This is a genomic window from Rickettsia endosymbiont of Proechinophthirus fluctus (assembly GCF_001602635.1).
Classification (GTDB): Bacteria; Pseudomonadota; Alphaproteobacteria; order Rickettsiales; family Rickettsiaceae; genus Rickettsia; species Rickettsia rickettsii.
In genome coordinates this window covers 772,422-797,725 of record NZ_LECS01000004.1, presented here as the reverse complement: position 1 = coordinate 797,725, position 25,304 = coordinate 772,422, and the positions used below count along the sequence as shown (strand labels likewise).

Below are 25,304 nucleotides of genomic sequence, written 5' to 3'. Positions count from 1 at the left end.
TCAAGACGCCTTGCTCTTTTTCAAATTAAACTTCGTTGTCTACCTACTTTTCGTTTACTCACAGTATACCTTTAAAATGAAACAAACAAAATCACGCAATAAAGTTCTCGGTGCTTTTTTAGGCACTATTATTGAATATTACGACTATAGTTTATATGGTTTTTCAGCGGCAATTATCGCGGATAAATTCTTTTCAGCCAGTACTGATCTATTAACAAAGCTTGTAAATGTTTTTGCCGTTTATGCAGCAGCATATTTATCAAAGCCTATGGGTGCTTATATTTTTGGACGTATAGGGGATATATACGGTCGAAAAAAAGCCTTAAGTTTTACGATTATTGGTATTGTAATCCCTACCTTAATAATAGGTTTATTGCCCGATTATTCCTCGATAGGAGTTTGGAGTACAATAATTTTAGTTTTATGTCGCTTCATGCAAGGTATTTTTATTGGAGGGGAATATGACGGTGCAGCGATTTATGTTATTGAACATTTAGGAGCAAAATACCGATTTACTGCCTCGGCAATAACTAGATGTACAGGAGTAATGGGTTTATTATGCGGAATCGGTGCAACTAATTTCTTTAATTCTCATATTTTTCCAGAGTGGAGTTGGCGTATTCCGTTTTTACTAAGTTTACCACTTGCATTAATAACTCTTTATTATCGCCGGAAATTTGATGAAACACCGGAGTTTAAAAAAGCACATTATAGCCAAGATTCTATTGAAAAACTTAGCTCTATAATTAAAAAGCAATGGAAAAATATTGCACGGTTAATATTTTTAGCCGGAGGTTTTGGAGCAACATATCAAATTGCGATCATCTTTATGAAGCAATATTTACCGATCGTATTACCTTCAGTCGGTATTATTATGAGTGCTTTTTCGGTCTTAATAGTAATATGTTTTGCTGTTTGCATGCCGATTGCCGGTTTTATTGCCGATCGCTTAGGAGTTAATTCAGTATTAAAAATCGCATTTATATGTACTATTACAGCAAGTGTATTTTTTGTGATAGCAGTAAAATATCAAATGACTAATTTAGGGCTTGCAGCTAGTTTAATGTTAGCTGTATCAGTTGCACCTTTTAATTCTCTTGCTCATAGTATAGTTATTAAGTCTTTTGTAGTTAAAGAACGCTATCGTGTTATAAGTTTAGGACATAATATCGGCTCAATGTTAATGTCCGGTACTGCTAATTATATTTGTGCAAAGGTAATAAAATCATTTGATTTTAACCTATTCCCGATTTTATATCTTTGCATGTTTGCCGTACTTGCTTATTCTATGACCATATTATTTAACTGTAATAGGTAAAAAATAAATCTTGACGATAACTTTAAATGTTATGCATAAAATTTTTCATAAATCTATAATTTTTATTATCTTATGTATACAAGGAAATATTAGTTTTACCGATGCAAACGGAAGTATATACGTTAGATATTGGTCATTGCAAAGAACGTAAATATAACTATGAAGATCATTTGGGAGAATTGTTGAAGCAAGAAATTTCTTTAGCAATGCAGAAGAATAGTTTAAGAGTTAAGCTATTGTACAACAAAGATATTAGAACACAAAAGCTTGATGATTGAGTATCTCGTTTTCGTAGCTCCTATAATAATACTTATACTGCTTTATATACGCCTTTATTATGGTCTGAAGGAAAAGCTTTCTCAATGACTCAAAATATAGGTGAACCTGTTATAATGTTAGGAGAAAAAACAGGAGCTGATATATTTGTATTACTTCATTATGTGCAAATGATAAAGATTAATGGAGCTCGTACATGTGACTTTTTAATGAGTGCTTTAGGTTGTTCAGTAAGTAATGCAGATAATATATTTATGTCTATAGGAATAGTAGAAGCAAAAAGTGGTAGAATATTATGGACTAATGCAATGCCCCAAGCACAACCATTTAGTAGCTCTATTTTCTCTTCTCGTGATAAATCAGAAATTGGCAATTTTTCAGTAATAAATATGCTTTTATCTCCATTATAAACTGAATTTTGTGTCGTTCAGGGGTGGTTGGTGTGGCTTATTATTCCTCTCTGTCATTCCGTGATTTTATTCACGGGATCCAGTAAAACATATGGTATGGGTAGACAAAACACATCTAATTTAAGTGCATAAACTATAAATCATTTTTATCAAATAGGAAAAATTCACCTATTTCAGGGGTAATCAACTTATTTTCATCAATATTATGTTTTTTCCCGATCTCTTTAAAAAGATTATCGTTATAACCCGAATCACCTATAAAACAAATATCTCCTATCTTAGTTTTAATGATCAAAGTTCCCTAAATGCTTTATTTTTATCAAATATTCCTCTAGCCGACAAAAATGCTGTGTCGGTTCTAAATAAAATTCTACATCGCCTTTAATTTCATCTTCTTAGAAACTTTTTGAATTTAGCTGTATTTCTTGTTCTTTATATGACTCTCCCAACCCTAAGGTAACAATTTCTGCATCGGTAATATGTTTTTTGATTATTACGTAATTCATTAGCGGTGTAATAATCTTAGGCTTATCTTGTACCCATAAATCTTTAATTGTTCTGATGTCTAAATGGTCATAGTGATTATGGCTTATTAATATAACATCTATTTTAGGTAAATCGGTAAAATTAATACCGGGTTTTACCACTCTCGTTGGTACTGTAAAAGTAAAAGGACTAACCCGCTCTGACCATACCGGATCGGTTAAGATATTTAAACCGTCTATGTGAATTCAAAAGGTTACATGTCCTACGTAGGCTACTCGTACAGCGTCATCTCGATCGCTTGATACTAATGAATTTCGTGGAACTCGTCTGTAGTCACGTACTAATGTACACTGTGCAGACTCGTCCTTAAATTCATCTTGTCTGAAGCGATCGAGATTTAGCTGTGTATTTTTACTGCTAGTTATTTTTGGTGGTGGAATATCAGTGGAAGTAAACGGCAGTGTTGTTGGCCATTTTGGTCGTTTTGAAGTTATTTTCCATTTTAGAATATCAAGTAAGGTTTTAAGTTTTATATTAGGCTCAATATTGAAAAACATATTTTTATTTAGATAGACCTTCCTTTCGGTTTATTAGAGCTTTTAACTTGTTCAGCAAAAGATTTTGTCTTTTTATTTGTTGGTTTATGAATAACCCCTCTAGTTTTTTCTCCTATCAACATGGCTTCTTGCAGTATATCTTTTGGTAGTTTAGCTATAGATGCCGATATTTCCAGAGTTTGTTTTTTTTCTACCATTATCTTTTTTGTTTTATTTATATCTCTGCCTATTATTTCATCTAGTGGAACATTTTTATAATCTGCAAGAGCAACAATTGCTCCCATATCAGGCATTTTTGTACGACCATCTAGAAAATTTTTCCACGCTGTTTCATGAGTACCTGTTTTTTCACTTAACTTATACGGGGTTATATTGTCTGTTTCTAATATATTCAGTACAAATTTTTTAAAATGGTTTCTAATTTCTTCTGGATCATCTTTATTTGTTTCTGATATATCGTTAATCCGATTAAATTGTTCTTTTGACCTTATATCTTCGCTCATTATTTTTTCCTGTAAAATTTACTCCTAAAAATTGAGAGTTAAAATAACTTCATAGATAGTCTCTTGGACTTATTTATTAATATATAACTAATAAATAGTAAATAGAAGATAATTATAATGAAAATAATAAATTTAAGCTATTGAATTAAGTATTTAGGTCTTATATATGAAATTTAAATTAATCTATTTTAACTTTTTTTGTCACAAATTATAAAATTTTTCTGTAGTATGAGTCATGTCTGTTCCACTTCTTTTTCTATAAATTAAATTTCAGATGCAGAATCTAAGATATTTTAAAAAGATTATATAAATTAAAAATTGTTTTTTCTGCATCTTGATCATTTATGAATAAGGTAATTTTAACTGCTGATAATTGTATCATGTGAACATTTATATTATCGTTCGTTAACTTTGATAATATCGTTTCAAGTAATTTACAATCATTTTTAATCCCATAACCAATAAGAGAGATTGTAGCAATTTCGGTATCAAAAGTAAAATCTTGTATCTGCTTATCATCTTTTAAATTAGTCAGTAAAGCTTGTAAATTATTTTTATCGGTTAAATTTGTAATAAAACTATATTCTTCATTATTTTTTATCTCTTGCATAAACTCAATATGATTATTATTTTGTGTAATCATATTTGCAACTTGCAAAAAACTTACAGACATGCTCTTTACAGATATTTTTAATAAATTTTTATTAGAAGTAATGCTGTTAATAATCCCATTCTCCATATTTTTATCCTTTGAAGTGATTAACGTACCTTCTGTATCCGGTGAAAATGTTGACAGAACACGCATATCTATTTTATACCGCATTACTAACTCTCCGGCTCTAGGGTGTAGTACTTTTGCTCCACTTGATGCTAGTTCTAACATTTCTAAAAAATCTATTTCTTTTATTTTCTTGGCATTTGGAATAATTCTTGGATCAGCAGTAAATATTCCCTCTACATCAGTATAAATATCACATCTATCGGCTTTCATAGCTGCAGCGATTAAGGCGGCAGTAGTATCAGATCCTCCTCTGCCCAAAGTAGTTAACCTATTGGATTTGTTAATTCCTTGAAACCCGGCTATTATAGGGATGGTATTTAACTGTAAATATTTTTCTAGTAAATCTGTAGTAATTGATTCTACTAAAGCTTTACTATGATTATTATTGGTGAGCATCGGTAATTGCCAAGCTAGAAATGATCGTGCCTTTATGTTTTCTTCTTGAAGAGCGAGCGCTAGTAATGAAGCAGTGACTATTTCACCGCTAGAAAGTGCTACATCATATTCTGCAAATTGAGAAATGTTATTAAGGCTTGATACTTCATTACACAATGTGACAAGTTGATTAGTAACACCTGCCATAGCCGAAACTACTACAACTACTTGGTTATTTTTAGCTATTTCGGTTTTTATGATAGGAACGATTTTTTTTATTCTATCAATATTTGCAACGGAAGTGCCACCGAACTTTTGAATTATTAAGGCCATAAGTAAAGAAAGCCTAAAAGAATATTATGTTATATAATTAATTTCCGCCTATCGTCATCTAGCGCACTTACAGACATTATTGTGTGGAATGATTTTCAATTGTCATTTCGCGACTTGATCGCGGGATCCAGCTTAAAATACTAATAATATTAGTATTTTAAATTATTTTATGGCCCCTTTAGTCAAGCCACAGGGTGACCAAGTGGATTTTACCAATCAACGTAACAATGCCATAAAAAGCACTTTTCGTTCCACGTAACACTAGTGGATCAAACCGCAACACTTAAGTACTTGCAATTTCTTTAACATTCACGATTTTATGATTTCGCTTAGTTAAAAATTCTACTCTACCTTCTATCAAAGCAAATATTGTATGATCTTTGCCAAGCCCTACATTCATTCCAGGATGAATTTTTGTGCCGCGTTGTCTAACTATAATATTACCGGGTATTACATATTGTCCATCGGCTTTTTTAACTCCCAGCCTTCGACCGGCCGAGTCTCTCCCGTTTCTAGAACTACCACCGGCTTTTTTGGTTGCCATTTTATAATTCCTTTTAAGTTATTATTATTGTTTGATAATATCTAATATTTTTAATTCCGTCAATTCTTGACGATGACCGGCTTTACGACGATAATTTTTTCTACGCTTTTTCTTAAAGACTATAATTTTATTATCTTTAAGTTGGTTAGTAATTTCAGCCGTAACGACAGCCCCTTTAACTATTGGAGTCCCAATAAAAGAAGGCTTTGAGTATTCGCCAATCATTAAAATTTGATCAAACTGAATTTTAGAGCCAAGTTCTCCATCAATTTTTTCGACTTTAATAATACTATTTCTGTCTACTTTATATTGTTTTCCACCTGCTTTTATAACTGCGAACATGAAAACTATCTCTTTAAAAATTTATAAATATTTATCATATCATATTATTATATTAGAAATTAGTCAATGATCTTTTTTTATAGCAAATCTATTGTAGAATATCTATTAACACAAATATAATTGCGTATTGAGTTACCGCAGCAAATATTGCGGCTAGCAAATCATCAAGCATAATGCCGATACTGCCCTTAATATTTTTGTCCAACCAATTAATAGGCCAGGGCTTTACTATATCAAAAAATCGGAATAGACAAAAAGGTAATACGAAAAGTAATATAATATTTATTGTTAGCGGACTAAAATATTTAATTAAATACGATTCATTAGCAAATAAAGCAGAAAAAAATACTAAAACAATAGTTAGTATTTGCCCTACTACTTCATCAATGACCACTTCTTTAGGGTCTTCTGAATTTGTATAATTTAAATATATTTTAGTAAAATAAGTGCCGAGTATTAAGAGTATCAAACATAGGCTAAAGCTTATAATAAATATACTGACAAGTTGAGCTTCACCGAGAGTAAGACTTAAGAAAGGAATGATTATTTTGTTATTAACAATAAAATATATTAAGAAATAAGTTAGAGGGAAAGCAGCAATCGATCCAAAAGTGCCTGGGCAGTATTTTATTTTCCCGATATAAAAAAAAGTAGCAAAAAATTCTGAAAATTGTTTTTTAGTAAACATTTCTTTAATTATTTTATCCTAGATTAGAGCTATAATATCTTATATAATTAAATTTTAACTTATACAGCAACAAAAATATCATGGGAATGAGCTTTAGCCATTTATTAATAGTTTTATTAATTATTTTTGTATTATTCGGTGCCGGCAAATTACCGCAAGTCATGTCCGATCTTGCTAAAGGTCTTAAAGCTTTTAAAGACGGCATGAAAGACGACGGTAGTGATAATGATAAAAATAAATAATTAATCTTTAGTGTCCCTTTGTCATCCTGTGGCTTGACCAGCCTTGTTGCATGGTTTGAAACACCTACTCAATGTTCATTCCCGCTTTCGCGGGAATGACATCCTGAACATTCGTACAACACATGGTCAGGTCACTGAGTGACTAAGATACAACAACGCCCTAATTTTCTGAAACAGTAGAATATATCCCATTCTTTTTCCTAATAATATCATATCGTCTCTGAGCTACTCCATCGATGAAATAAATATTACCGGATAAACCTATATAAGGTTGTCTACTGTTCATTCTATTTAAAAACCTTTCAGATGCAAATTCATTGCCTATATAGTTTGCAGTCATACGTCCTAAATCATAAGAAAGAAGATGCATGAAGCCTATATGGTTAATACCTAAGTCTTTTGCCCTATCTGGAACGTTGCTATTGAGTAAATTTAAAGAGCCGGTAAAGCTAATATCGATATTTTCAGGGTAATCGATATCAATACGATGATCACCGATTAAAATAGCCTTTTTATCTAAATTATATTTACGAATACTATCAGCGAGTAGGTTTAAATTTTTTGGATCGTCTGATAGATAAATAACCGGTTTTGTCGTGTCGCTACGTTCATTTATAATATCGGTATTGTCTGAAATATTTCTTGCGGCTTTTGCTATAGATTCAGGATTATCCTCATAAAATTCAGTGCATGATAATGATGCATTGTTCTGAATCAATATATTTTGCATTACTTGACTAATAGTTTGTGAATGCTTCCCTTTAGGTAATAATGCCATAAAATCTTTATGGTTATTACTTGCGTAATAATTAATGATACGTATCAGTTGTTTTAAAGGTGCATGACCGAATATAAATAATTTATCTTCTGCAAGAGCCGGATTATTTGACATAGTTATTATAATAATATCATTTGCCTTTGCTTTTTCGGCTATTAGAGAGGTAAAGTTGGAATATAGAGGACCTAAAATAATTTTAGTTTTACGTGCTACTATTTTATCCATAGCGGCTAAAACGTTTTTTTCGTCTGAACCATCGTAAGAAGTAACATGTATGTAAGACTTGATTCCGTCGTTAAGTCCCATTTTAATTAAATCTTTATATTGTTTCCCGACAATACTATCAGGACCCTGATTTGGCATTAAAATTGCAATCTCAATTTCTGTTTGTTCTTTTTTAGGAAAACTTATGGGTTCTTCTTTAGGAGTTTGACAGGACGTTAAATATACCAAGCAAAAAAATGATAGAACGATTCGTAGTTTATGTTTTATACTAGCCATAATGTTACTTAAAATTAAAAAACTATGATTAGATATCTTTCCAAACCAGGATTATATATTGTTTCAACACCGATCGGTAATTTTGAAGATATAACGCTTCGTGCTATATCGACTTTAAAAAATTCGGATATTATCTTATGTGAGGATACTAGAATATCACAAAAATTGCTAGCAAAACATGATATTCATACAAAATTACAAATTTATAATGATCATAGTGACGAGAAAGATAGAGAAAATATCATAAGTTTAATAAAATCTGGCAATATAATAAGCTTAATTTCTGATGCAGGGACTCCTTTAATTTCCGATCCCGGCTATAAGTTAGTTAGAGGTATACGCAATCTTAATTGTCATATAGACGTAGTACCGGGAGTATCTGCACCGGTTACTGCTCTAACTTTATCGGCTCTTCCTACTGATCGATTTTTATTTCATGGGTTTTTACCTAAAACTATAGAAAGTAAGAAAAAGATTTTTTCTGAACTAGTAAATCTTAAGGCTACTTTGATTTTTTTTGAAACAGCTCCTCGTGTGATAAATACTTTATCGGTAGCTAAGGAAATACTAGGAAACCGAGAAATATGTGTAGCTCGTGAGTTAACTAAACTGTATCAAGAAATAAAAACAGGGGATATAGATGAAATAATAGAGTTCTATCAAAATAATATTTTAAAAGGTGAGATAGTATTGTTGATTTCAGGAAATATACAGGAACAAAACCAACACAAAAATTTAGAAAAATTTATAGAACTTTGCTTAAGTAAAAACTTAAGTAGCAAAACTACTACCGAACTTGTTTATGACAAATTCAAAGATGTTTATAGTAAAAAAGAGATATATAGATTGGTGAATAAGCAAAAGATTTAATATAAATTTATAGTAGAATATTTACCTCAGAATATGTAAAATAAAGAGAAAATCACATTCAGTAACATAATAATATGTCAAAAGTTAATCCGAGAGTAGATTTAGCATTTAAAAAAATCTTCGGAGTAAGTAGAAGAGAATAAAGATTTATTGATATCGCTTATTAATTCGATAGTAAGTGAGAAAGATCAGATTGTAGAAGTAACATTACTTAATCCGTATAATCCAAAGAATTTTAAAGCCGATAAACTATCTATACTTGATATAAAAGCCAAAAGTAAAAGTAGTAAAAGGTATAAATCACAATCCAAGTAACCGATGAAGTGGATTACGATAAAAGAGCTTTGTATTATTGGGCGAAAATGTATACGGAGCAACTGAAAGAGGGATCAGATTATGTGGCATTAAATAAAACAATAGGGACATACATACTTAACTTTACCAGTAATTACAGATACAGATGAATATCATAATTCCTTTCAGTTAAAGGAAATAAAAAGTGGTTTAGTATATTTTAAAGATATAGAGTTACATACTATAGAGATTAATAAATTTGCTGAGCATCCTAAGGAGGAGTTATCTGATGTCGTCAAGAAAGTTAAAAATGCTTTAGATATATGGCTAGCATTTTTAACACGTAATGATTTATTAAATAAAAATAATTTATCGAAAGAATTGGATAATGATGTATTGAAAAAAGCATTAATCGTGCTTGAGGTAATAAATTTAAATGATGCAGAAAGAGAGGAATATGAAAATCGTTTAGAGTTGCTTAGAATTGAAACTAGTGCTTTTAAAAAGATGAAAGAGGAAGGAAGAGCTGAAGGCGAAGCTAGAAGAAATATTGAAATAGCAAAAGAAATGCTAATTGATAAAGAGTCTCTAGAAACAATAATTAAATATACTAAACTTTCAAAAGAAGAAATAGAAAAGCTAAAAGCAGAAATCGATAAGGCAGAAAAATAAAAAGTCGTCTGCGATATATACTCCGAGTAAATGAAGAATCGGCAGACGACCCATTATAAAAAACAGTATATTTAGTTAGCTGAGTTGTGAGGACAGCCGCAACCTTTTTGAGGCTTATTGCTTTCTGCCGAATCTTTAAGTTTTTTACCGGCTGCCTGCATATCTTGACCTGCACCTTGCATTGTATTACAAGCACTTGTTAAGAAAGCTACAGCTACTAATATAGAAGTTATAAGTGCTGAACGCATAAATTTTACCTTTATAAAATTGAGCCTAGATATTATGAAGTAAGCAAAAAATTGTCAACTTGAAAATATATTAAAATTTAAAGTATTTGTACACATCACTTAGCCGTATCTTTATAATCACATAAGATATTTTGTTGATAAAATATTAATTTTTAGTATTTCTTTAAGAATTAATATTTAAAAGAGTTATAAAATGCAAGAAAAATCAATGATCAATTGAAAGAAGCACTATCTTTTATGAAAGACGGTGTCTTAGATTGTACAAATTTAGAGGGAATAAGCTTACAAGAGATTTTTAATTTTCTTCAAAATCCTTATATAGTAAAGGATAAAATTATCGCTCTTGATATATCAACTTATGAACATTGGAAAGAAGTAAATGATTTTATTTTGCAATTAAATGATAATTCATCTTTTAAGCCCCAAACTATAGAAATTTATACCTTCTATTAGATATATGGAAGATATTTTGAATTTAAGATTAAAAACAGGCATAAATATTACTAATCATATTGATGTTAATATGACAGATCCTAGAAAAGAGGATTTATTAAAAAAATTCTTAGAGAGATTTAAAAAAAATAATTTTACTAAAGATGAAGAACAGTTAAGTCAATTTATAAAAGCTGTATGTAAAGAAGATAAAACCCCGGATGGAATCGAAATGCAATATGGGTGAGCTTTACGGCTTGGTTCTAAGTATAATTTCAGTAAAATAGATAAAATATTCTGATTTACAGGGTATTTTTAAAAAGTTATAAGAGACACAAATACAAAAAGTAAATTCAGAAATTCATCATTATAAACAGGAAGATGATTTACATTTTTATATGGTAAAAGTCAACGGAGCGAATATGTCTGCTTAGCAAGATTTTTTGGGTAAGCAGAGTAGCTTTCAAAGTTCTTATCAAGATAATGATCTGGTGATAAAAAGTTTTAAGGGGAAGTATGCCTTTTCCGCTAGCTTAGATTATCATGATCAAGGCTTAACCTATGTATTATGTAGCCTTTGTTTCCAATAAAATATGATTCGCGTGATACTTCATCTATAGAGATGTTTATAACCATGCTGACTTCTCAAAATGCAAGCTTTATTTCGCATTCTGGTATAGCAAGACTTCCAATATATCACGAAAAACCTTTTATTATAAAACATAAAAATCTTATAGTTAAACTTCATAGTTTTATTGCCGCCTGTGCTAAAGATATTTATTCTAATAAAAAAGACTATATGATTACTGTATCGGTAAAAGAAATGACACAAATAATTCTTAAAGAATATGAGAAAAAAGGAGTTTTAGATAAAATATATATAGGACATCAGCAAGAAAATTTAGATAATAAACAAACCCCTATAAAACTTATTGAAGATAATGACTAAACTTTATTTAGTCTTTATGATAAAAACGGTAATATATTACATGAATTAACTAGTGCACAAATGGAAGGAGAATTCGCTTGGTTTTGTAAACATCCGTATCTATGCAGGGGGCAAGGTAAAAAGGTGCACCGTTCGTTATTTGTCATTTAGAAACATTAGCAACACTTGATCCTAAACCTAATTCTATAGAACATGAATATTATTCAGAAATAATTGGTAATTTATAAGATTTACTATAACTCATTATTTAAGGTTAAAATAATAATCGCAATACTCTTTAATAGGGCAGATGTCGCAATCGGGTTTTCTAGCTTTGCATATATATCTGCCGTGCAGAATTAGCCAGTGATGGGCATGCGTTAGCCATTTTTTATCGATAATCTGCAGTAGCTCTTTTTCTATTATTTCAGGAGTACCGCCTTTAGCAAGCCCGATTCTGTTGGCTACTCTAAAGACATGTGTATCAACTGCCATTGTAGGCATGCCGAATAAGCAATTTAGTACAACATTAGCAGTTTTTCTGCCAACGCCCGGTAGTTTAATTAATGCCTTAAAATCATTCGGTACTGAAGCTTGATAATTGCTTATCAATATTTTACATAATGCGATAATATTTTTTGCTTTGCTGTTAAATAGTCCTATAGATTTTATATATTTTTTAAGTCCTTCTTCGCCGAGTGCTAAAATTTTTTCTGGTGTATCATAAGTTTTAAATAAAGATTTAGTTGCTAAATTTACTGATATATCGGTGGCTTGAGCAGATAATATTACCCCTACTAATAAGGTAAAATCATTCTTATATATTAATTCGGTTTTCGGATTTGGATTATTCTTGCTAAAAATCTCAAAAATTTTATTAACTATTTGTGCTTGCATATATTGCTATAGAAAGTGTATTTTAGAAGATAAATTATTGAGTCTTAAAATGCTAGAAAATAAAAATTTTAAATTTATAGAAAATGAGATAAAAAATAATAAAGTAGTATTGTTCATGAAAGGTATTAAAAAGTCGCCTGCATGCGGGTTTTCAGGAACCGTAGTAGCTATTTTGAATAAATTAGGTGTAGAATTTCGTGATATTAATGTACTTTTTGATGCTGAATTACGTGAAGATTTAAAAAAATTTAGCGACTGGCCGACATTCCCACAATTATACATTAACGGAGAATTAGTCGGCGGGTGTGATATTGCTAGAGAGTTATATCAAAGTGGAGAACTTGAGAAGATGTTGAAAGCGTATACCCGGTGAATTTCAAAAATTGGCGTATTCGTCTAGTAAGTGCTGCGGTGTTCACGTATTCAGTATACGTTCCGCTCCTCGCCTTGCAGACTCCTTGCTCTTTTTGAAATTGACCTTCACTACTACTCAACCTTAATATTTTAAGTACATAAACATATAAAAACATGAGCAAATATTTAGAATACCCCGAAGTAGAAAGTAAAGAGCAGCCGCCGAAGAAGCTAGTAGTATTACTGCACGGTGTCGGCTCGGACGGACATGATTTAATAGGACTTGTGCCTTATATCAAAAATTATTTATCCAATTGTCATTTTATTTCCCCGCATGGTATCGAGGCTTATGATATGATGCCTTATGGTAGACAATGGTTTAGTGTGCAAGACCGCAGCCCGCATATTATGGCAAAGCTAATTGCAAATAATATTTCTAAGGTTGAAGATATAATAAAGCAAAAGCAGGACGAGTTAAATCTCACCAATAAAGATACTATCATTATTGGCTTTTCTCAAGGTACGATGATAGGATTATATTTAACGCTAGTTCAAAAAGAGCCATTTTTCTGTACTATAGGTTTTTCGGGTGCATTAATTCCACCTATGGAAGTTAATAATAAGCTTACTCCTATATGCTTGATTCATGGGGAATTAGATGAGGTGGTCGGTGTTAGCGAGATGTATAATGCTTCAAACTATTTATCTAAACTGCATATAGAGCATAGCGGACATAAATTAACGTCTCTTGCTCATTCAATAGATGGACGGGGGCTTAAGATTGCGATTAATTTTATAAATAACCGTCATTGCGAGCAGCCGTAGGCTGCGTGGCAATCTCAGGATTTTGGTATGAGATTGCTTTGTCAAAATTTTCAATTTTTCCTCGCAATGATGATTAGATATCCGCACAACAAAACCAAAAAAATATGAGGATGAATGAATATTTTTAATAATAATTTACACGAAACGGATCAAGAGATTAATGAAATAATAAAGCATGAAAAGCTACGTCAAAGTAGCGTAATCGAGCTTATTGCATCAGAAAATTTCGTAAGTCCTGCTGTGCTTGAAGCTCAAGGGGCGCTTCTGACTAACAAATATGCTGAAGGATACCCAAGTAAGCGATTCTATAACGGTTGCGAGGAAGTAGATAAAGCTGAAAATTTAGCTATAGAACGAGTAAAAAAACTCTTTAACTGCAAATATGCAAATGTCCAACCTCATTCAGGATCACAAGCAAATCAGGCTGTATATCTTGCTTTATTACAGCCGGGTGATACGGTTCTTGGTATGTCCTTAGATAGCGGCGGGCATCTAACGCACGGTGCAGCTCCTAATATGTCTGGTAAATGGTTTAACGCCGTTTCTTATAGTGTAAATAAAGAGACTTATTTAATCGATTATGATGAGATTGAACGCTTAGCGGATTTGCATAAACCAAAATTACTTATAGCCGGTTTTTCTGCTTATCCTCGTAATATTGATTTTGTAAAATTTAGAGAAATCGTGGATAAAGTAGGAGCTTACTTTATGGCAGATATTGCTCATATTGCAGGACTTGTTGCCACAGGTGAGCATCAAAGCCCTATTCCTTATGCTCACGCTGTTACCTCTACTACTCATAAAACACTTAGAGGTCCAAGAGGCGGTTTAATTTTATCTAACGATGAAGAGATAGGTCACAAAATAAATTCTGCATTATTTCCAGGACTACAAGGTGGTCCGTTAATGCATATAATAGCTGCAAAAGCCGTAGCTTTTTTAGAAAATTTGCAGCCTGAATATAAAAGTTATATTCAGCAGGTAATAAGTAACGCTAAAGCTTTAGCAAGTATCTTGCAAGAAAGAGGATATGATATATTAACAGGTGGTACCGATAATCATATTGTTTTAGTGGATTTGCGTAAAGACGGAATCACTGGTAAGCTTGCCGCAAATTCTTTGGATAGAGCAGGGATTACGTGTAATAAGAATGCTATCCCGTTTGATGAAACTTCGCCTTTTATCACTTCAGGTATTCGCCTTGGTACTCCCGCATGTACTACTAGAGGCTTTAAAGAAAAGGATTTTGTATTAGTCGGTCATATGGTAGCAGATATTTTAGACGGCTTAAAAAATAATGAAGATAATAGCGCTCTTGAGCAGAAAGTATTAAATGAAGTGACAAAATTAATTGAATTATTTCCGTTTTATGGCTAATTTAAATAAACGACCTGATTGGATAAAAGTAAAAGCTCCTAATTCTACAGAGTACTATAATACAAAAGATTTAATAAAGAATCTGAGATTAAATACTGTGTGCGAGGAAGCTGCTTGTCCTAATATTGGTGAGTGCTGGTCAAAAAAACATACAACTGTGATGATTTTAGGTTCGGTTTGTACTAGAGCTTGTAGGTTTTGTAACGTTAAAACGGGTAGACCGGATTTACTTGATCCGTATGAACCGCAAAGGTTAGCGGAGGCAGTACAAAAGCTAAATCTTAAGCATGTAGTAATTACTTCCGTCGATCGTGATGATCTTGAGGATGGCGGAGCGTCACATTTTGCGGAGTGTATTAGCGAAATCCGAAAATCATCGCCAAATACTACTATTGAGATTCTAACACCCGATTTTTTAAGAAAAGAAGGAGCAGCTGAAATAATAGTAAACGCAAAACCTGATGTTTTTAATCATAATGTCGAAACAGTACCGTCTTTATACAAAACGATTAGACCGGGGGCTAGATATTATAATTCTTTAAGCTTACTTCATAATATTAAAAAATTATCTCCTGAAATTTTTACAAAATCCGGTATGATGGTAGGACTTGGGGAAGAAATAAATGAAGTAGTACAGGTTATAGATGATTTAAGAGAAGCAAAGGTTGATTTCCTAACTATCGGGCAGTATCTGCAGCCTACCAAAAATCATGCTGAGGTCGCAAAATATGTTACGCCGGAAGAGTTTAAATATCTAGAGCGAGTAGCAAAAACAAAAGGATTCTTGATGGTTTCAGCAAGCCCGCTAACCCGTTCTTCATACCATGCCGATGAGGATTTTCAAAAATTAAAAGAGAATTACCAACAAAAACTGGTGTCTTAAAATATCATGCTTATTGTCTGTGTGGTCAGTTTGCATAAATAATCCTTATGTTGATTAACTTATATATATAATATCATACGTGTAACACACGTGTATACGAGTATTTTATGCAGAAGAAATTGACAATTACTATAGATGAAGCGGTTTATTATAGGCTTTATTCTGTAATAGGTGAACGTAAAATTAGCAAATTTATTGAGCAACTTGTGTAAAACCTTATGTAATTAATGGGAAGCTTGGAGCCGCTTACAAAGCCATGGCTCAAGATACAAAAGCTGAGGAGAAGGCCAATGAGTGGGTAGAAGGGTTAATAGAACGCGATTTTTATGAAAAGAGCTGAGGTATGGTGGTCCCTTTGTTAGGTGGAAGTCGCTAAGGTAAGACCGGCAATAATGACTCAAATGCTTCATTAAATCGTGTGCAAGTAATACCTTTAACTAGTAACATCGATCAATGGTATCCTTGTGAAGCCTACGTAATGATAGGTAGCAAAAAAGGTAAAGCCATGACTGATCGAATAATGACAGTAAGCAAATTAAGATTAAAATCTAAAATTAACGTTATCTCTAATGAAGATATACAGCTTTTAAAATATGCTCTTAAGTTACAGCTAAGTCTATAACGACTATTTATTCAATATTTGATACAATGATAAACGTAGAAATTGTAAGACACTACAACAAATGGCGTGAGCATAAGCAGATAAATAAGAGTTTAATCAAAAAAATAACTCAAAATATTTTATTGCGGTTTGATAATTTTAGTAAAATAAAACAATTTGAATTATCAATTTTACTAACAAATGCTGCAGAAATATTGATCTTAAACAAACAATTTCGTAATATAGAAAAAGCTACTAACGTTCTTTCTTTTCCAAGCAACAAATTAAATTGGCAGGATTTATATTCTAAACTTGAATTTTTAGGTGACTCTGATTATATGCATTTAGGTGATATAGCATTTTGTTATGAGGTAATATATAATGAATCGTGCGAGCAGCACAAAACTTTTGAGAATCATTTTATTCATCTTTTAATACATAGTATTTTACACTTAATTGGTTTTGATCATCAAAATGACACAGAAGCAAATATTATGGAAAATCTAGAAATTGAAATATTATCATATTTCGGTATTTTCTCCCCTTATTAACTAAATAAAAAAATTTATGTTAAAATCTTCAAAAAAAGAAGATTCTAGTAAAAAAAATCAAAATAATAAGTTAATTTTTACTGTACGAAAATTATTCTCTCCGATAAAAAATTTTTTTAGAAAAACAAAAACGCCCGATAATTTTTTTGGTGTCATAAAACGCCTTAAAATTAATAGCCAAAAAATGACTTTAGACGAGCGTAATATTTTAGCTAATTTATTGGAGCTAGAAGATAAAACTATTGAAGATATAATGGTACCGCGTTCCGATATTGCGGCAATAAAATTAACTACGAATCTAGAAGAATTAAGTGAGTCTATTAAGTTAGAAGTCCCACATACACGAACTCTTATATATGACGGTACTTTGGATAATGTAGTAGGGTTCATTCATATCAAGGATTTATTTAAAGCATTGGCTACAAAGCAAAACGGTCGTTTAAAAAAGCTTATACGTAAGCATATAATTGCAGCTCCTTCTATGAAATTATTAGATTTGCTAGCAAAAATGCGTCGTGAGAGAACACATATTGCAATAGTTGTTGATGAGTATGGCGGTACTGACGGTTTAGTTACTATTGAAGATCTTATAGAAGAAATAGTAGGACGAATAGATGATGAGCATGATCAGCAATTAGATAGCGATAATTTCAAGGTTATTAATAACTCAACAATTATTTCAAATGCACGTGTTGAAGTAGAAGTGTTAGAAGAAATAATAGGAGAAAAGCTACACAATGATTATGATGAGTTTGATACGATAGGTGGATTAGTATTGACTAGAGTCAGTAGTGTTCCGGCTATCGGTACTAGAATAGATATTTCAGAAAATATTGAAATTGAAGTTACGGACGCAACTCCTCGTTCTTTAAAACAAGTCAAAATTAGACTAAAAAACGGTTTGAATGGTCAATGAATACGAATTTAGAGTCGGTGTGTCCTCTAAATTCGTTAAAAATATTTTATTATTATATTGCAGCTTGTGCTTCATTTCCTATCATCGGATTTTCTTGCGAAGTTGCGTCTGTATAATGCTCATATGCTAGCATTGCTCCCATTGTTGCTACTATATCGGCACCACATTTGAGAAGAAAAGCTGGAGATTTAAGTAAATCACCTGTTATCACATAAATTCCAACAGCACATGCTCTTACTACTGCAAGCTTACCATACCAAGGGGTTGGTATCATCACTTCTAAATAATTCGACTATTTTGTTAAGCATAAAAATAAATCTAATTAGTTCATATTAAATTTTAGTTATGCGATATATAACTAAACATTAACTAATTGTCAATGATAATTACCATGAAACATGGACAATATAATTTTATGCAATTATTGTCATTTGACTTAGCAGAGAAATTTGAGCTAAATATCAAAGCGCTATACATAAAAAATTATCATTATGAATGAATTACATATTAAACTACAAAATTACAGTAGTACATATCCTGAAGAAATTGTTACAAAAACAAAAATGCTTGAATTTTTAAATGAATATGAAAACCCTTTTAGCTGAGATTTACAAATAGGACATTTCACTGCTTCGGCTTTTTTACTTAATAATGATAAAACTAAATTTTTATTGATGCACCATAAAAAGCTTGATAAGTGGCTTCAACCAGGCGGTCATTGTGATGGAGATAGTAATATATTAAATGTAGCGGTTAAAGAAGCTATAGAAGAATCCGGAATTAATGAAATCAAAACGATAAATAAGGAGATTTTTGATATAGACACCCATTATATTCCGCGAACTCATAAGGAGCCTGCTCATTATCACTATGATGTACGATTTTTACTAAAAACAGTAAATAATGATAATTTTATAAAAAATAACGAATCAAATGAACTTAAATGGTTTAACTTTTCTGATTATTCAAAATTAGATATTGAGCTAGAACGTTCCGTTACTAGAATGATAGAAAAGTTTATGACAATTAACCATCCTGCTTGTTAAATATAAATTATTGCCCTATAATAAATAGCGTTTTTTAAATAAAATGTAAATCAAATGCCATCATCTAGAATTTTTTCATTCCGTAGTAAGAACAAGGAAGATAATACTCCAAAAAACCTAGAAATTACGCATCCAGATTCAATTAATAAGAACAGATATCCGAACTCTCTATCAGGCGAAGTTGTTACTATTAAACTTAAGGATTAACCTCAGCCTCATAATTTTATAAAGAGTGAAAAAGTTACCCTAACTTCATTTAAACCACCTGCTTCTCAAAGTAAAGACGATATCTTAAAGGATTTTGAGATTTGCTTAGATAATATAGAGACTAAAGCTTTAGGAGAGATTGATTCATAGTAACATCGATAGTTTTATGTTGTAAGGTTCCTAGCTAAAAAGGGCCATTACCCGCGTGGATCACAAAACGCGTTCGGTGTCATACCGTGGCTTGACCACGATATCTTGGTCACAGACTTGTATTCTTAGACTCCATGGTCAAGTCGCAGGATGACAATAATTTATTTTATGCTATTTTTTGATATTCAAAATATATTTTTCTTACTGCATAAATCCACGCTAAGCATACAAAAGTAAATACCACCATTAGAATTGGTGAGATTAAGGTAAAAGTAGCGGTTGGAACTAAAGTAAAAATAATAGATTGCACAAGACCGCTAGAGGATTTGCCGACTTTTGCACTTATCACATCAACTGCAGCTTTGCCTTTAGTTTTAAGCTCCTCATCAAGAGGGATATATAACATTTCTCTTGAAGTATCCCATATAGAATATTTAGTACCTTTAGCTAAAATATTTTGAATACCACCGATTGAAACGGCAAGAGCAAGAGGTGACATTAAAATTGCTCCATCAAATAATGATAAAATTTGTTGGTCAAATACGATAAGTACAAAGAACAAAATGCCGGTTACCATTATTATAACTGGTGAAATAACTGCTGCTACAAACCAGTTGTGCATACGCATAAGATTATTACCGATGATGGTCATAACCATTATTGCCACGCCTGTCCAAAGTATATACAGACTGTTAAATTCAGCATAGGTATTTACAGTCGGATATAATTCCTTAATTTTTGCTTTCCATACGGCTTCGACTAAGTTAATAGCAAATCCGAAAGCTGCCGAACAAATTAAAAGTAGCCATAAATATTTTGATTTCGCAATATATTTAAAGCTTTTAATTAGCCCCATACGTTCTGAAGTTGAGCGACCGCTTTTTGCTTTAGCATAAAATAACGGATTAGTAAAAACGTTCTTGCTAATAAATCTAACTAACAAACAACAAATAATAGCAACAATTGCCACAATTGTCGTGGATACTTGAACTAAAGTGATTTTACTATCCGAAATACTCATAAACTTCTTAATAATAGTATCTTCCGATGACAGATTCATCATTAAAAAGCCGACTAATATTAAAGAAGAGTTGCCGAATAGCGAAAAGAGAGTATAAAATCTTTTTGCTTCTTCGGTAGTAGTAAGTTCATTAGCAAACTGCCAAAATAATAATACGTAAAAAATATTAGGCCAAAGCTCGGCAAGACTATAATATACTATATAACCCCAATTACCTACTAATGAGATGTACCACTTAAAATGAGGATAACGTTCCATCCAGTCAGCTAGATTATCGGGATGTACATGAAAAATATGAATATTAGGATAGATTACAAAAGTGAATAAAACAAAAAAGCTGATAAAAAATGCACTTAAATAATAAAAGATCTTTTCAAAAGTAAGATAATTAATCATTTTAGCATAAATAATCACGAATAAAGCAGCGGCAGGCGTAACACAATAAACTTTAGCAAAACCTGCTATTTCTGCACTAATCTCGGAGATTAAAATACTATCTTTTAAGATGCGTAAAACATTTTGATTAAATAAAATACAAAACATTAAGGTACTCATCGGAATAAACTTTCCGAGTTCATAATTATGCACAGGCCAAAATGCCGCTCTGAATTTGTTTTTAAACGATCGTGATGAGGTACTTAGCATTATAAATCCCTAAGGACAAAAAAAAAACTTAAGCACTTCAAGATTTTATGAAAAGATATTTCCCCTAAAACTTTAGAGCCTATATACTTGTTATTACATTCTGAAGGTGCTGAACTTATACAATATATTTAGCCTTTTGTCAAGAATTACTAGATACTCTCAATGCTAGATAGTAATAAACTACAGGAATATTTTGACCTTTATAATAATTATACAAAGACACAGAATTTAGGTAATTAATATTTAAATCAGGTAAAATAGTAATGCAAACAGAGCATTATAGGGTGTTGTATTACTCGGCGTTATCCCGTGGTTTGTCCAGAGGTTTCAGTAAAAATAAATTAAAAATGGATGCCCGCTTTCGTGAGAATGACACAGGGGAGGTCGGGAATGACATAGAAAGAAGTCAGGATGACATCAAAAATTTCCTAATCATCCTCTCTATCTTCAACTCACTGGAAATATTTTTTTAGCTCGTGACAAAAGTTTTATTGAAAATTTGAGAAGCTACGGTGAAGTTTATTTAATAGATTGGCTAGAGATTGAGGAACCTAAATATTTACTAGACGACTATGTGCATAAAATAATCGAAGTAATAGATAATTTGAAAATTAAAGACATTAGTTTAATAGGTCATTGTATCGGCGGTAACCTTGCGATAGCTACAAACGTACTTATGCCTAAATTTATCAAAACTCTGACTTTACTTACCTGTCCGTGGGATTTTTCTCATTTTTTCTATATAAGAATGTTGCATCGATATTTAAAACTAGATAGTGGCATAGACAATTTACCGATAATTCCTTGAATTCATATTCAAATTTTATTTTTTCTTTTATTCCCTGATTATTTCAATGCTAAATTAAAAAAATTTTTCTCTATAACTTCCGATAAGGAGCAAGAATTAGTATTGAGAATAGAGAATTAGCTTATGTCAGGTAATAGTATATCTAAGGAGGTTTATAATCAAATTATACAAAATATATTAGATGAAAATATGTTTATAAATCTTAAATGGAAGATCGAATAATTTTATTATTGATCCGAGTTTAATTCATTGTCCTGTATATATATAGTAGCAGCAGAAGATGATCAAATAGTACCTAAATTTTCCATTTTACCTTTGCAAAAATTATTAAAGAACTCTAAGCTAGATGTAGCAGGCGGACATATTAGTTATTTAATAAATGATAAACTAGATAAATTGTTTAAGGAGTACACATTATGACAAAACCGGTTTATATAACTTATGCGAAAAGGACTGCTTTCGGCTCGTTTATAGGTAGCCTTAGTACAACAGCTGCACCTATGCTTGCTGCTCATTTAATAAAGGATATACTGCAAAACAGCAAAATCGATTCAGCTTTAGTAGGTTAGGTAATCTTTGGACAGGTAATAACCGGCGGTAGCAGGCAGAATCCAGCTAGGCAAACTTTGATTTATGCGGGAATACCGAAAGAAGTGCTGGGCTATACGATTAATAAAGTATGTGGCTCAGGTCTTAAAAGCGTAGTACTTGCAGCAACTTCAATTATGACGGGTGATAATGAAATAGTTATAGCAGGTGGGCAGGAGAATATGTCGCTTGGTATGCACGGTAGCTATATCAGAGCAGGAGCTAAATTCGGCGATATTAAAATGGTTGATCTAATGCAGTATGACGGATTAACCGATGTATTTTTAGGAGTATTTATGGGTATTACAGCCGAAAATATCTCGAAACAGTTTAATATTAGCAGACAACAGCAGGACGAGTTTGCCTTAAGCTCTCACAAGAAAGCAGCTAAAGCACAGCTAGCAAGAGTTTTTAAAGATGAAATCTTACCTATCGAAGTAACGATTAAAAAAACTACTAGTTTGTTTGATCATGATGAAACAGTAAGACCTGATATCAGCCTTGAAATTCTGAGTAAATTACGTCCTGCTTTTGATAAAAACGGTGTAGTTACAGCGGGTAATGCTTCCTCTATTAATGACGGTGCGGCATGTCTTATGGTAGTTTCCGAAGAAGCTTTGAAAAAGCATAATTTAACGCCGCTAGCTCGTATTGTTTCTTATGCTTCAACTGGTGTTGATCCAAGTATTATGGGTACTGCCCCTGTTCCTGCATCCAAAAAAGCTTTAAGTAAAGCAGGTTGGAGCGTTGATGATTTGGAAGTTATCGAGGTTAATGAGGCGTTTGCCGCTCAAAGTATTTATGTAAACCGTGAAATGAAATGGGATATGGAGAAGGTTAATGTTAACGGTGGAGCAATAGCCATCGGTCACCCGATCGGGGCAAGCGGCGGACGTATACTTATTACTCTGATACACAGCTTACGCAGCGCTAAAGCTAAAAAAGGCTTAGTTACTCTTTATGTATCGGTGGCGGTATGGGTATGGCTATGTGCGTTGAAGCGGTTTAAATGTGCATTTGACTATATAGGCATTCATTGCTTTATTTGCTAAAGAAGAAAGTTGTATTCATCTGAATTAATTATAGTTCATTGTAATATATATCTGATCTAATATCTCTACAACCTAATAATGCATCATTACAATGTGTTATTGTATTTATAAACTCATGAAAGGTAGAAAAATGAGAGAATGCCTCCAGTTCATAACTCTCCCAATCATTTTCTGCTTCTTCTATATTATTACAAACACGCTTTAGCTTATGACCAAAATATTTAGGAATATTCCCTAAATTTTTTGCCTAACTCCATACCATAAAATAGTTAGGATTAAAATCAGTAGAATCTATAAGAGGAGTTAGTTTAAATTGCTTCAATAAATTAGAAAAGTTATTTATGAGCTTATGAGAGGCTAACGCTTGGGTATATAATTCTCATCATCAAATTGATGAAATATTTTTAATCTTTTTAGGCATATAGGTATCTCGTTTGCAAGTTCCATATAACGGAGAAGATAGAAATTGGGTATTATAAAAGGTATAAGTTTGATTGCTTTTAAGCCATTCCTGGTCATTATTTATTATTTATGCATCTTAAAATGGATATGCATCATTCCTATCAATTAAACAAGACAATATATAACTTAAGGTAGCTAATTGTATGCTTGGTGACCAGTTTATAGGATTCCAATAAGACCAAATGCTAGACACTATATATTTAATAATTTCCTTATTAGAGAACATACCGATAAAAAAGGCAGTTTTAGTTGCAAACTGGATAAGAAAGAAACACTTTGTTCTTAAAAGATGCTTAGTTTGTGGATAAAACAAAAATCGGTATTGATCTTGAGAAAAACGAAGTAGCAGTTCATTGGCATATTTATCTCGGTTATTTAAAATGGTCGGAAGCTGCACTTGATATTTTAAAGAAAATCCAAACTATAACTAAATTAGATCAAGAGTTCTTAAATGATTATAATAACCATCAAGATAAGCAAGAGCAACCGACAAACACCTATTGCTGGTTTAACTATAGATGAAAACGGTAAATATATTGAAGGATTGATGGTTATCTCTACTGCTGCTTATGCTCTCGGTAGAATCATGAGAGATTGAGTTCCAAGAAAAAGAATTAAAAGATTTACCAAATTTTGTAGATAATAATAGCCTAATAGAGGAAGTATTTTCAGAAAGTGAGAGAATATATTTTAAGGATAAAAAGCAAGATGCTTGAGTTAAAACTCTAGATTTAAAAATGATTAATCTTATGATTGATCTTGTAGTACAGAAGTTAGAAATTGACAAAAAATATTTATTTAGCCGCTCTGAAATATGCTTAAGAAGAGTTACCTCGCATAAAAAGAAAAAAGATAAACCGGTAATTTATAATTTTGCCGCTCCTTCCTTAGAAATGTTTAATAGTTTTTTTCTAAGACTATTAGATTTTGTACGAAGTAATATAGCAAAATTTGACTCGGAATCAGCAATTGCCAAATATCTCGGTAAAGAAGATAAGCCGGATTCCATAGATGTTTTAAAGCATCAAGAAAGTCTACAAGAACTGTTATCTCCATTTATGATGCAACCGACGCGTTGGTGTTCATCGCCGAGTCACTCTCTTGCGGTATTGCAAGCTGTTGCGATTAATTTGGTATTACCCTCTTTTCAGGAAAGCTTTTTGCTGTTAATGGTCCACCTGGTACAGGAAAACCACTATACTTTTTGATCTTATAGCAAATAGATCGTGCTTCATATTTAACAACTTTAGAAGATCCTAAGGAGGGGTTTCAAAATAAAAAATCTTCCTTACATACACCAAATTTTGATTATCATGTTAATTCTTTAAAACCGGAATTACAAA

General features: G+C 31.8%; 35 protein-coding genes and 2 pseudogenes. 24 read left to right on the top strand and 13 right to left on the bottom strand.

The annotated features are described in order from the left end of the window. The first annotated feature begins 76 nt into the window (after positions 1-76). The 3 genes from BG75_RS06155 (at position 77) to BG75_RS06145 (ending at position 2,004) form a co-directional block, all read left to right on the top strand. Positions 77-1,318, top strand: a complete 1,242-nt coding sequence (locus tag BG75_RS06155) for an MFS transporter (protein WP_062811789.1) — start codon at positions 77-79, stop codon at positions 1,316-1,318. A gap of 101 nt (positions 1,319-1,419) precedes the next feature. After that, positions 1,420-1,596 carry a hypothetical protein gene (locus tag BG75_RS08860; RefSeq protein ID WP_196242488.1) on the top strand — a complete coding sequence of 59 codons (177 nt, stop codon included), beginning with the start codon at positions 1,420-1,422 and terminating at the stop codon, positions 1,594-1,596. Between the two features lie 84 nt (positions 1,597-1,680). After that, positions 1,681-2,004, top strand: a complete 324-nt coding sequence (locus BG75_RS06145) for a hypothetical protein (RefSeq protein ID WP_252903700.1) — start codon at positions 1,681-1,683, stop codon at positions 2,002-2,004. Positions 2,005-2,137: 133 nt separating this feature from the next. On the opposite strand, the gene BG75_RS06140 is transcribed toward BG75_RS06145, so the two are convergent. From BG75_RS06140 to BG75_RS06105, 8 genes are all read right to left on the bottom strand, one after another. Then, complete coding sequence (locus BG75_RS06140) at positions 2,138-2,299, bottom strand: hypothetical protein (RefSeq protein ID WP_004997461.1); 162 nt, start codon at positions 2,297-2,299, stop codon at positions 2,138-2,140. A 100-nt stretch (positions 2,300-2,399) separates the two neighbouring features. Beyond that, the gene (locus BG75_RS06135; RefSeq protein WP_084777247.1) at positions 2,400-2,714 is read right to left on the bottom strand and encodes an MBL fold metallo-hydrolase; all 315 of its coding nucleotides are present in this window, start codon (positions 2,712-2,714) and stop codon (positions 2,400-2,402) included. A 21-nt stretch (positions 2,715-2,735) separates the two neighbouring features. Further along, entirely contained in the window at positions 2,736-3,047 is a 312-nt protein-coding gene (locus BG75_RS06130; RefSeq protein ID WP_062811787.1) for a palindromic element RPE3 domain-containing protein, read from the bottom strand. Positions 3,048-3,055: 8 nt separating this feature from the next. After that, positions 3,056-3,550, bottom strand: a complete 495-nt coding sequence (locus BG75_RS06125; RefSeq protein WP_062811786.1) for a helix-turn-helix domain-containing protein — start codon at positions 3,548-3,550, stop codon at positions 3,056-3,058. 283 nt (positions 3,551-3,833) lie between these two features. Further along, positions 3,834-5,039: an aspartate kinase gene (locus BG75_RS06120; protein ID WP_062811785.1), complete on the bottom strand. Its 1,206-nt coding sequence runs from the start codon at positions 5,037-5,039 to the stop codon at positions 3,834-3,836. A 283-nt stretch (positions 5,040-5,322) separates the two neighbouring features. Beyond that, the gene (rpmA, locus tag BG75_RS06115) at positions 5,323-5,583 is read right to left on the bottom strand and encodes a 50S ribosomal protein L27 (RefSeq protein WP_012151280.1); all 261 of its coding nucleotides are present in this window, start codon (positions 5,581-5,583) and stop codon (positions 5,323-5,325) included. A gap of 24 nt (positions 5,584-5,607) precedes the next feature. After that, positions 5,608-5,925: a 50S ribosomal protein L21 gene (gene rplU, locus BG75_RS06110; RefSeq protein ID WP_062811784.1), complete on the bottom strand. Its 318-nt coding sequence runs from the start codon at positions 5,923-5,925 to the stop codon at positions 5,608-5,610. Positions 5,926-6,013: 88 nt separating this feature from the next. Further along, a complete protein-coding gene (locus BG75_RS06105) occupies positions 6,014-6,613 on the bottom strand; it encodes a phosphatidylglycerophosphatase A (RefSeq protein ID WP_062811783.1) in 600 nt (199 codons plus the stop codon). Between the two features lie 80 nt (positions 6,614-6,693). On the opposite strand from BG75_RS06105, the gene BG75_RS06100 reads away from it, so the two are divergent. Continuing rightward, positions 6,694-6,855 carry a Sec-independent protein translocase subunit TatA gene (locus tag BG75_RS06100; RefSeq protein WP_004997483.1) on the top strand — a complete coding sequence of 54 codons (162 nt, stop codon included), beginning with the start codon at positions 6,694-6,696 and terminating at the stop codon, positions 6,853-6,855. Positions 6,856-7,015: 160 nt separating this feature from the next. Here the strand turns inward: BG75_RS06100 and BG75_RS06095 are convergent, their stop codons facing one another. Then, on the bottom strand, positions 7,016-8,134 hold the full coding sequence (locus BG75_RS06095) for a penicillin-binding protein activator (RefSeq protein WP_062811782.1): 1,119 nt from the start codon (positions 8,132-8,134) through the stop codon (positions 7,016-7,018). Between the two features lie 24 nt (positions 8,135-8,158). On the opposite strand from BG75_RS06095, the gene rsmI reads away from it, so the two are divergent. The 4 genes from rsmI (at position 8,159) to BG75_RS07920 (ending at position 9,970) form a co-directional block, all read left to right on the top strand. Continuing rightward, a complete protein-coding gene (rsmI, locus tag BG75_RS06090; RefSeq protein WP_062811781.1) occupies positions 8,159-9,004 on the top strand; it encodes a 16S rRNA (cytidine(1402)-2'-O)-methyltransferase in 846 nt (281 codons plus the stop codon). A gap of 150 nt (positions 9,005-9,154) precedes the next feature. Further along, positions 9,155-9,319: a PD-(D/E)XK nuclease family transposase gene (locus BG75_RS07925; RefSeq protein WP_012151275.1), complete on the top strand. Its 165-nt coding sequence runs from the start codon at positions 9,155-9,157 to the stop codon at positions 9,317-9,319. An 8-nt stretch (positions 9,320-9,327) separates the two neighbouring features. Continuing rightward, positions 9,328-9,468, top strand: a complete 141-nt coding sequence (locus BG75_RS08500; protein ID WP_196242487.1) for a PD-(D/E)XK nuclease family transposase — start codon at positions 9,328-9,330, stop codon at positions 9,466-9,468. Further along, complete coding sequence (locus BG75_RS07920; protein ID WP_217284898.1) at positions 9,452-9,970, top strand: Rpn family recombination-promoting nuclease/putative transposase; 519 nt, start codon at positions 9,452-9,454, stop codon at positions 9,968-9,970. Before BG75_RS08500 ends, BG75_RS07920 begins: the two co-directional genes overlap by 17 nt. A 71-nt stretch (positions 9,971-10,041) precedes the next feature. Here BG75_RS07920 and BG75_RS06080 read toward each other — a convergent pair whose 3' ends face one another. Next, complete coding sequence (locus BG75_RS06080; protein WP_062811779.1) at positions 10,042-10,218, bottom strand: entericidin A/B family lipoprotein; 177 nt, start codon at positions 10,216-10,218, stop codon at positions 10,042-10,044. 237 nt (positions 10,219-10,455) lie between these two features. On the opposite strand from BG75_RS06080, the gene BG75_RS07915 reads away from it, so the two are divergent. The 3 genes from BG75_RS07915 to BG75_RS06070 all read left to right on the top strand — a co-directional run bounded on the left by BG75_RS07915 (position 10,456) and on the right by BG75_RS06070 (position 11,599). Further along, positions 10,456-10,671: a hypothetical protein gene (locus BG75_RS07915; RefSeq protein WP_196242467.1), complete on the top strand. Its 216-nt coding sequence runs from the start codon at positions 10,456-10,458 to the stop codon at positions 10,669-10,671. A 4-nt stretch (positions 10,672-10,675) separates the two neighbouring features. Continuing rightward, positions 10,676-10,897: a hypothetical protein gene (locus BG75_RS08855; RefSeq protein ID WP_196242489.1), complete on the top strand. Its 222-nt coding sequence runs from the start codon at positions 10,676-10,678 to the stop codon at positions 10,895-10,897. A gap of 330 nt (positions 10,898-11,227) precedes the next feature. Beyond that, positions 11,228-11,599: a hypothetical protein gene (locus tag BG75_RS06070; RefSeq protein ID WP_062811778.1), complete on the top strand. Its 372-nt coding sequence runs from the start codon at positions 11,228-11,230 to the stop codon at positions 11,597-11,599. Positions 11,600-11,842: 243 nt separating this feature from the next. Here BG75_RS06070 and nth read toward each other — a convergent pair whose 3' ends face one another. After that, positions 11,843-12,475 (bottom strand): endonuclease III, encoded by a 633-nt coding sequence (nth, locus tag BG75_RS06065; RefSeq protein WP_062811777.1) that lies wholly within the window; start codon positions 12,473-12,475, stop codon positions 11,843-11,845. Between the two features lie 49 nt (positions 12,476-12,524). On the opposite strand from nth, the gene grxD reads away from it, so the two are divergent. The 7 genes from grxD to tlyC all read left to right on the top strand — a co-directional run bounded on the left by grxD (position 12,525) and on the right by tlyC (position 17,982). Beyond that, positions 12,525-12,848, top strand: a complete 324-nt coding sequence (grxD, locus tag BG75_RS06060; RefSeq protein ID WP_012151266.1) for a Grx4 family monothiol glutaredoxin — start codon at positions 12,525-12,527, stop codon at positions 12,846-12,848. 155 nt (positions 12,849-13,003) lie between these two features. Beyond that, positions 13,004-13,654 (top strand): hydrolase, encoded by a 651-nt coding sequence (locus BG75_RS06055; RefSeq protein ID WP_062811776.1) that lies wholly within the window; start codon positions 13,004-13,006, stop codon positions 13,652-13,654. Positions 13,655-13,768: 114 nt separating this feature from the next. Next, complete coding sequence (gene glyA / locus BG75_RS06050) at positions 13,769-15,031, top strand: serine hydroxymethyltransferase (protein ID WP_062811775.1); 1,263 nt, start codon at positions 13,769-13,771, stop codon at positions 15,029-15,031. Beyond that, a complete protein-coding gene (gene lipA / locus BG75_RS06045) occupies positions 15,024-15,914 on the top strand; it encodes a lipoyl synthase (RefSeq protein ID WP_062811774.1) in 891 nt (296 codons plus the stop codon). Before glyA ends, lipA begins: the two co-directional genes overlap by 8 nt. Before the next feature lie 418 nt (positions 15,915-16,332). After that, positions 16,333-16,536, top strand: coding sequence for a type II toxin-antitoxin system PemK/MazF family toxin (locus BG75_RS06040; protein WP_084777246.1), 204 nt, complete (start codon positions 16,333-16,335; stop codon positions 16,534-16,536). A gap of 26 nt (positions 16,537-16,562) precedes the next feature. Continuing rightward, the gene (gene ybeY / locus BG75_RS06035; RefSeq protein WP_062811773.1) at positions 16,563-17,066 is read left to right on the top strand and encodes an rRNA maturation RNase YbeY; all 504 of its coding nucleotides are present in this window, start codon (positions 16,563-16,565) and stop codon (positions 17,064-17,066) included. Positions 17,067-17,082: 16 nt separating this feature from the next. Further along, positions 17,083-17,982, top strand: coding sequence for a hemolysin C (gene tlyC / locus BG75_RS06030; protein WP_012151259.1), 900 nt, complete (start codon positions 17,083-17,085; stop codon positions 17,980-17,982). Positions 17,983-18,034: 52 nt separating this feature from the next. Here tlyC and BG75_RS06025 read toward each other — a convergent pair whose 3' ends face one another. Then, on the bottom strand, positions 18,035-18,256 hold the full coding sequence (locus BG75_RS06025) for a hypothetical protein (protein ID WP_062811772.1): 222 nt from the start codon (positions 18,254-18,256) through the stop codon (positions 18,035-18,037). A 217-nt stretch (positions 18,257-18,473) separates the two neighbouring features. On the opposite strand from BG75_RS06025, the gene BG75_RS06020 reads away from it, so the two are divergent. Together BG75_RS06020 and BG75_RS06015 are read left to right on the top strand one after the other, a co-directional pair. Next, positions 18,474-18,587: a hypothetical protein gene (locus BG75_RS06020; protein ID WP_014014742.1), complete on the top strand. Its 114-nt coding sequence runs from the start codon at positions 18,474-18,476 to the stop codon at positions 18,585-18,587. A 9-nt stretch (positions 18,588-18,596) separates the two neighbouring features. Next, a complete protein-coding gene (locus BG75_RS06015; RefSeq protein WP_081463632.1) occupies positions 18,597-19,028 on the top strand; it encodes an NUDIX hydrolase in 432 nt (143 codons plus the stop codon). A 523-nt stretch (positions 19,029-19,551) separates the two neighbouring features. On the opposite strand, the gene tlc5 is transcribed toward BG75_RS06015, so the two are convergent. Then, entirely contained in the window at positions 19,552-21,051 is a 1,500-nt protein-coding gene (tlc5, locus tag BG75_RS06010) for a GTP/GDP exchange transporter Tlc5 (protein ID WP_062811771.1), read from the bottom strand. A gap of 162 nt (positions 21,052-21,213) precedes the next feature. On the opposite strand from tlc5, the pseudogene BG75_RS10750 reads away from it, so the two are divergent. The 4 genes and pseudogenes from BG75_RS10750 to BG75_RS05985 all read left to right on the top strand — a co-directional run bounded on the left by BG75_RS10750 (position 21,214) and on the right by BG75_RS05985 (position 25,169). Next, a pseudogene (locus BG75_RS10750) lies at positions 21,214-22,279 on the top strand (alpha/beta fold hydrolase). Beyond that, positions 22,276-23,456: pseudogene (locus tag BG75_RS05995) on the top strand (acetyl-CoA C-acetyltransferase). Before BG75_RS10750 ends, BG75_RS05995 begins: the two co-directional pseudogenes overlap by 4 nt. An 805-nt stretch (positions 23,457-24,261) precedes the next feature. Continuing rightward, positions 24,262-24,483 (top strand): hypothetical protein, encoded by a 222-nt coding sequence (locus tag BG75_RS05990; protein ID WP_062811770.1) that lies wholly within the window; start codon positions 24,262-24,264, stop codon positions 24,481-24,483. A 227-nt stretch (positions 24,484-24,710) separates the two neighbouring features. Beyond that, positions 24,711-25,169, top strand: coding sequence for a hypothetical protein (locus BG75_RS05985; RefSeq protein ID WP_252903697.1), 459 nt, complete (start codon positions 24,711-24,713; stop codon positions 25,167-25,169). Positions 25,170-25,304 lie beyond the last annotated feature (135 nt).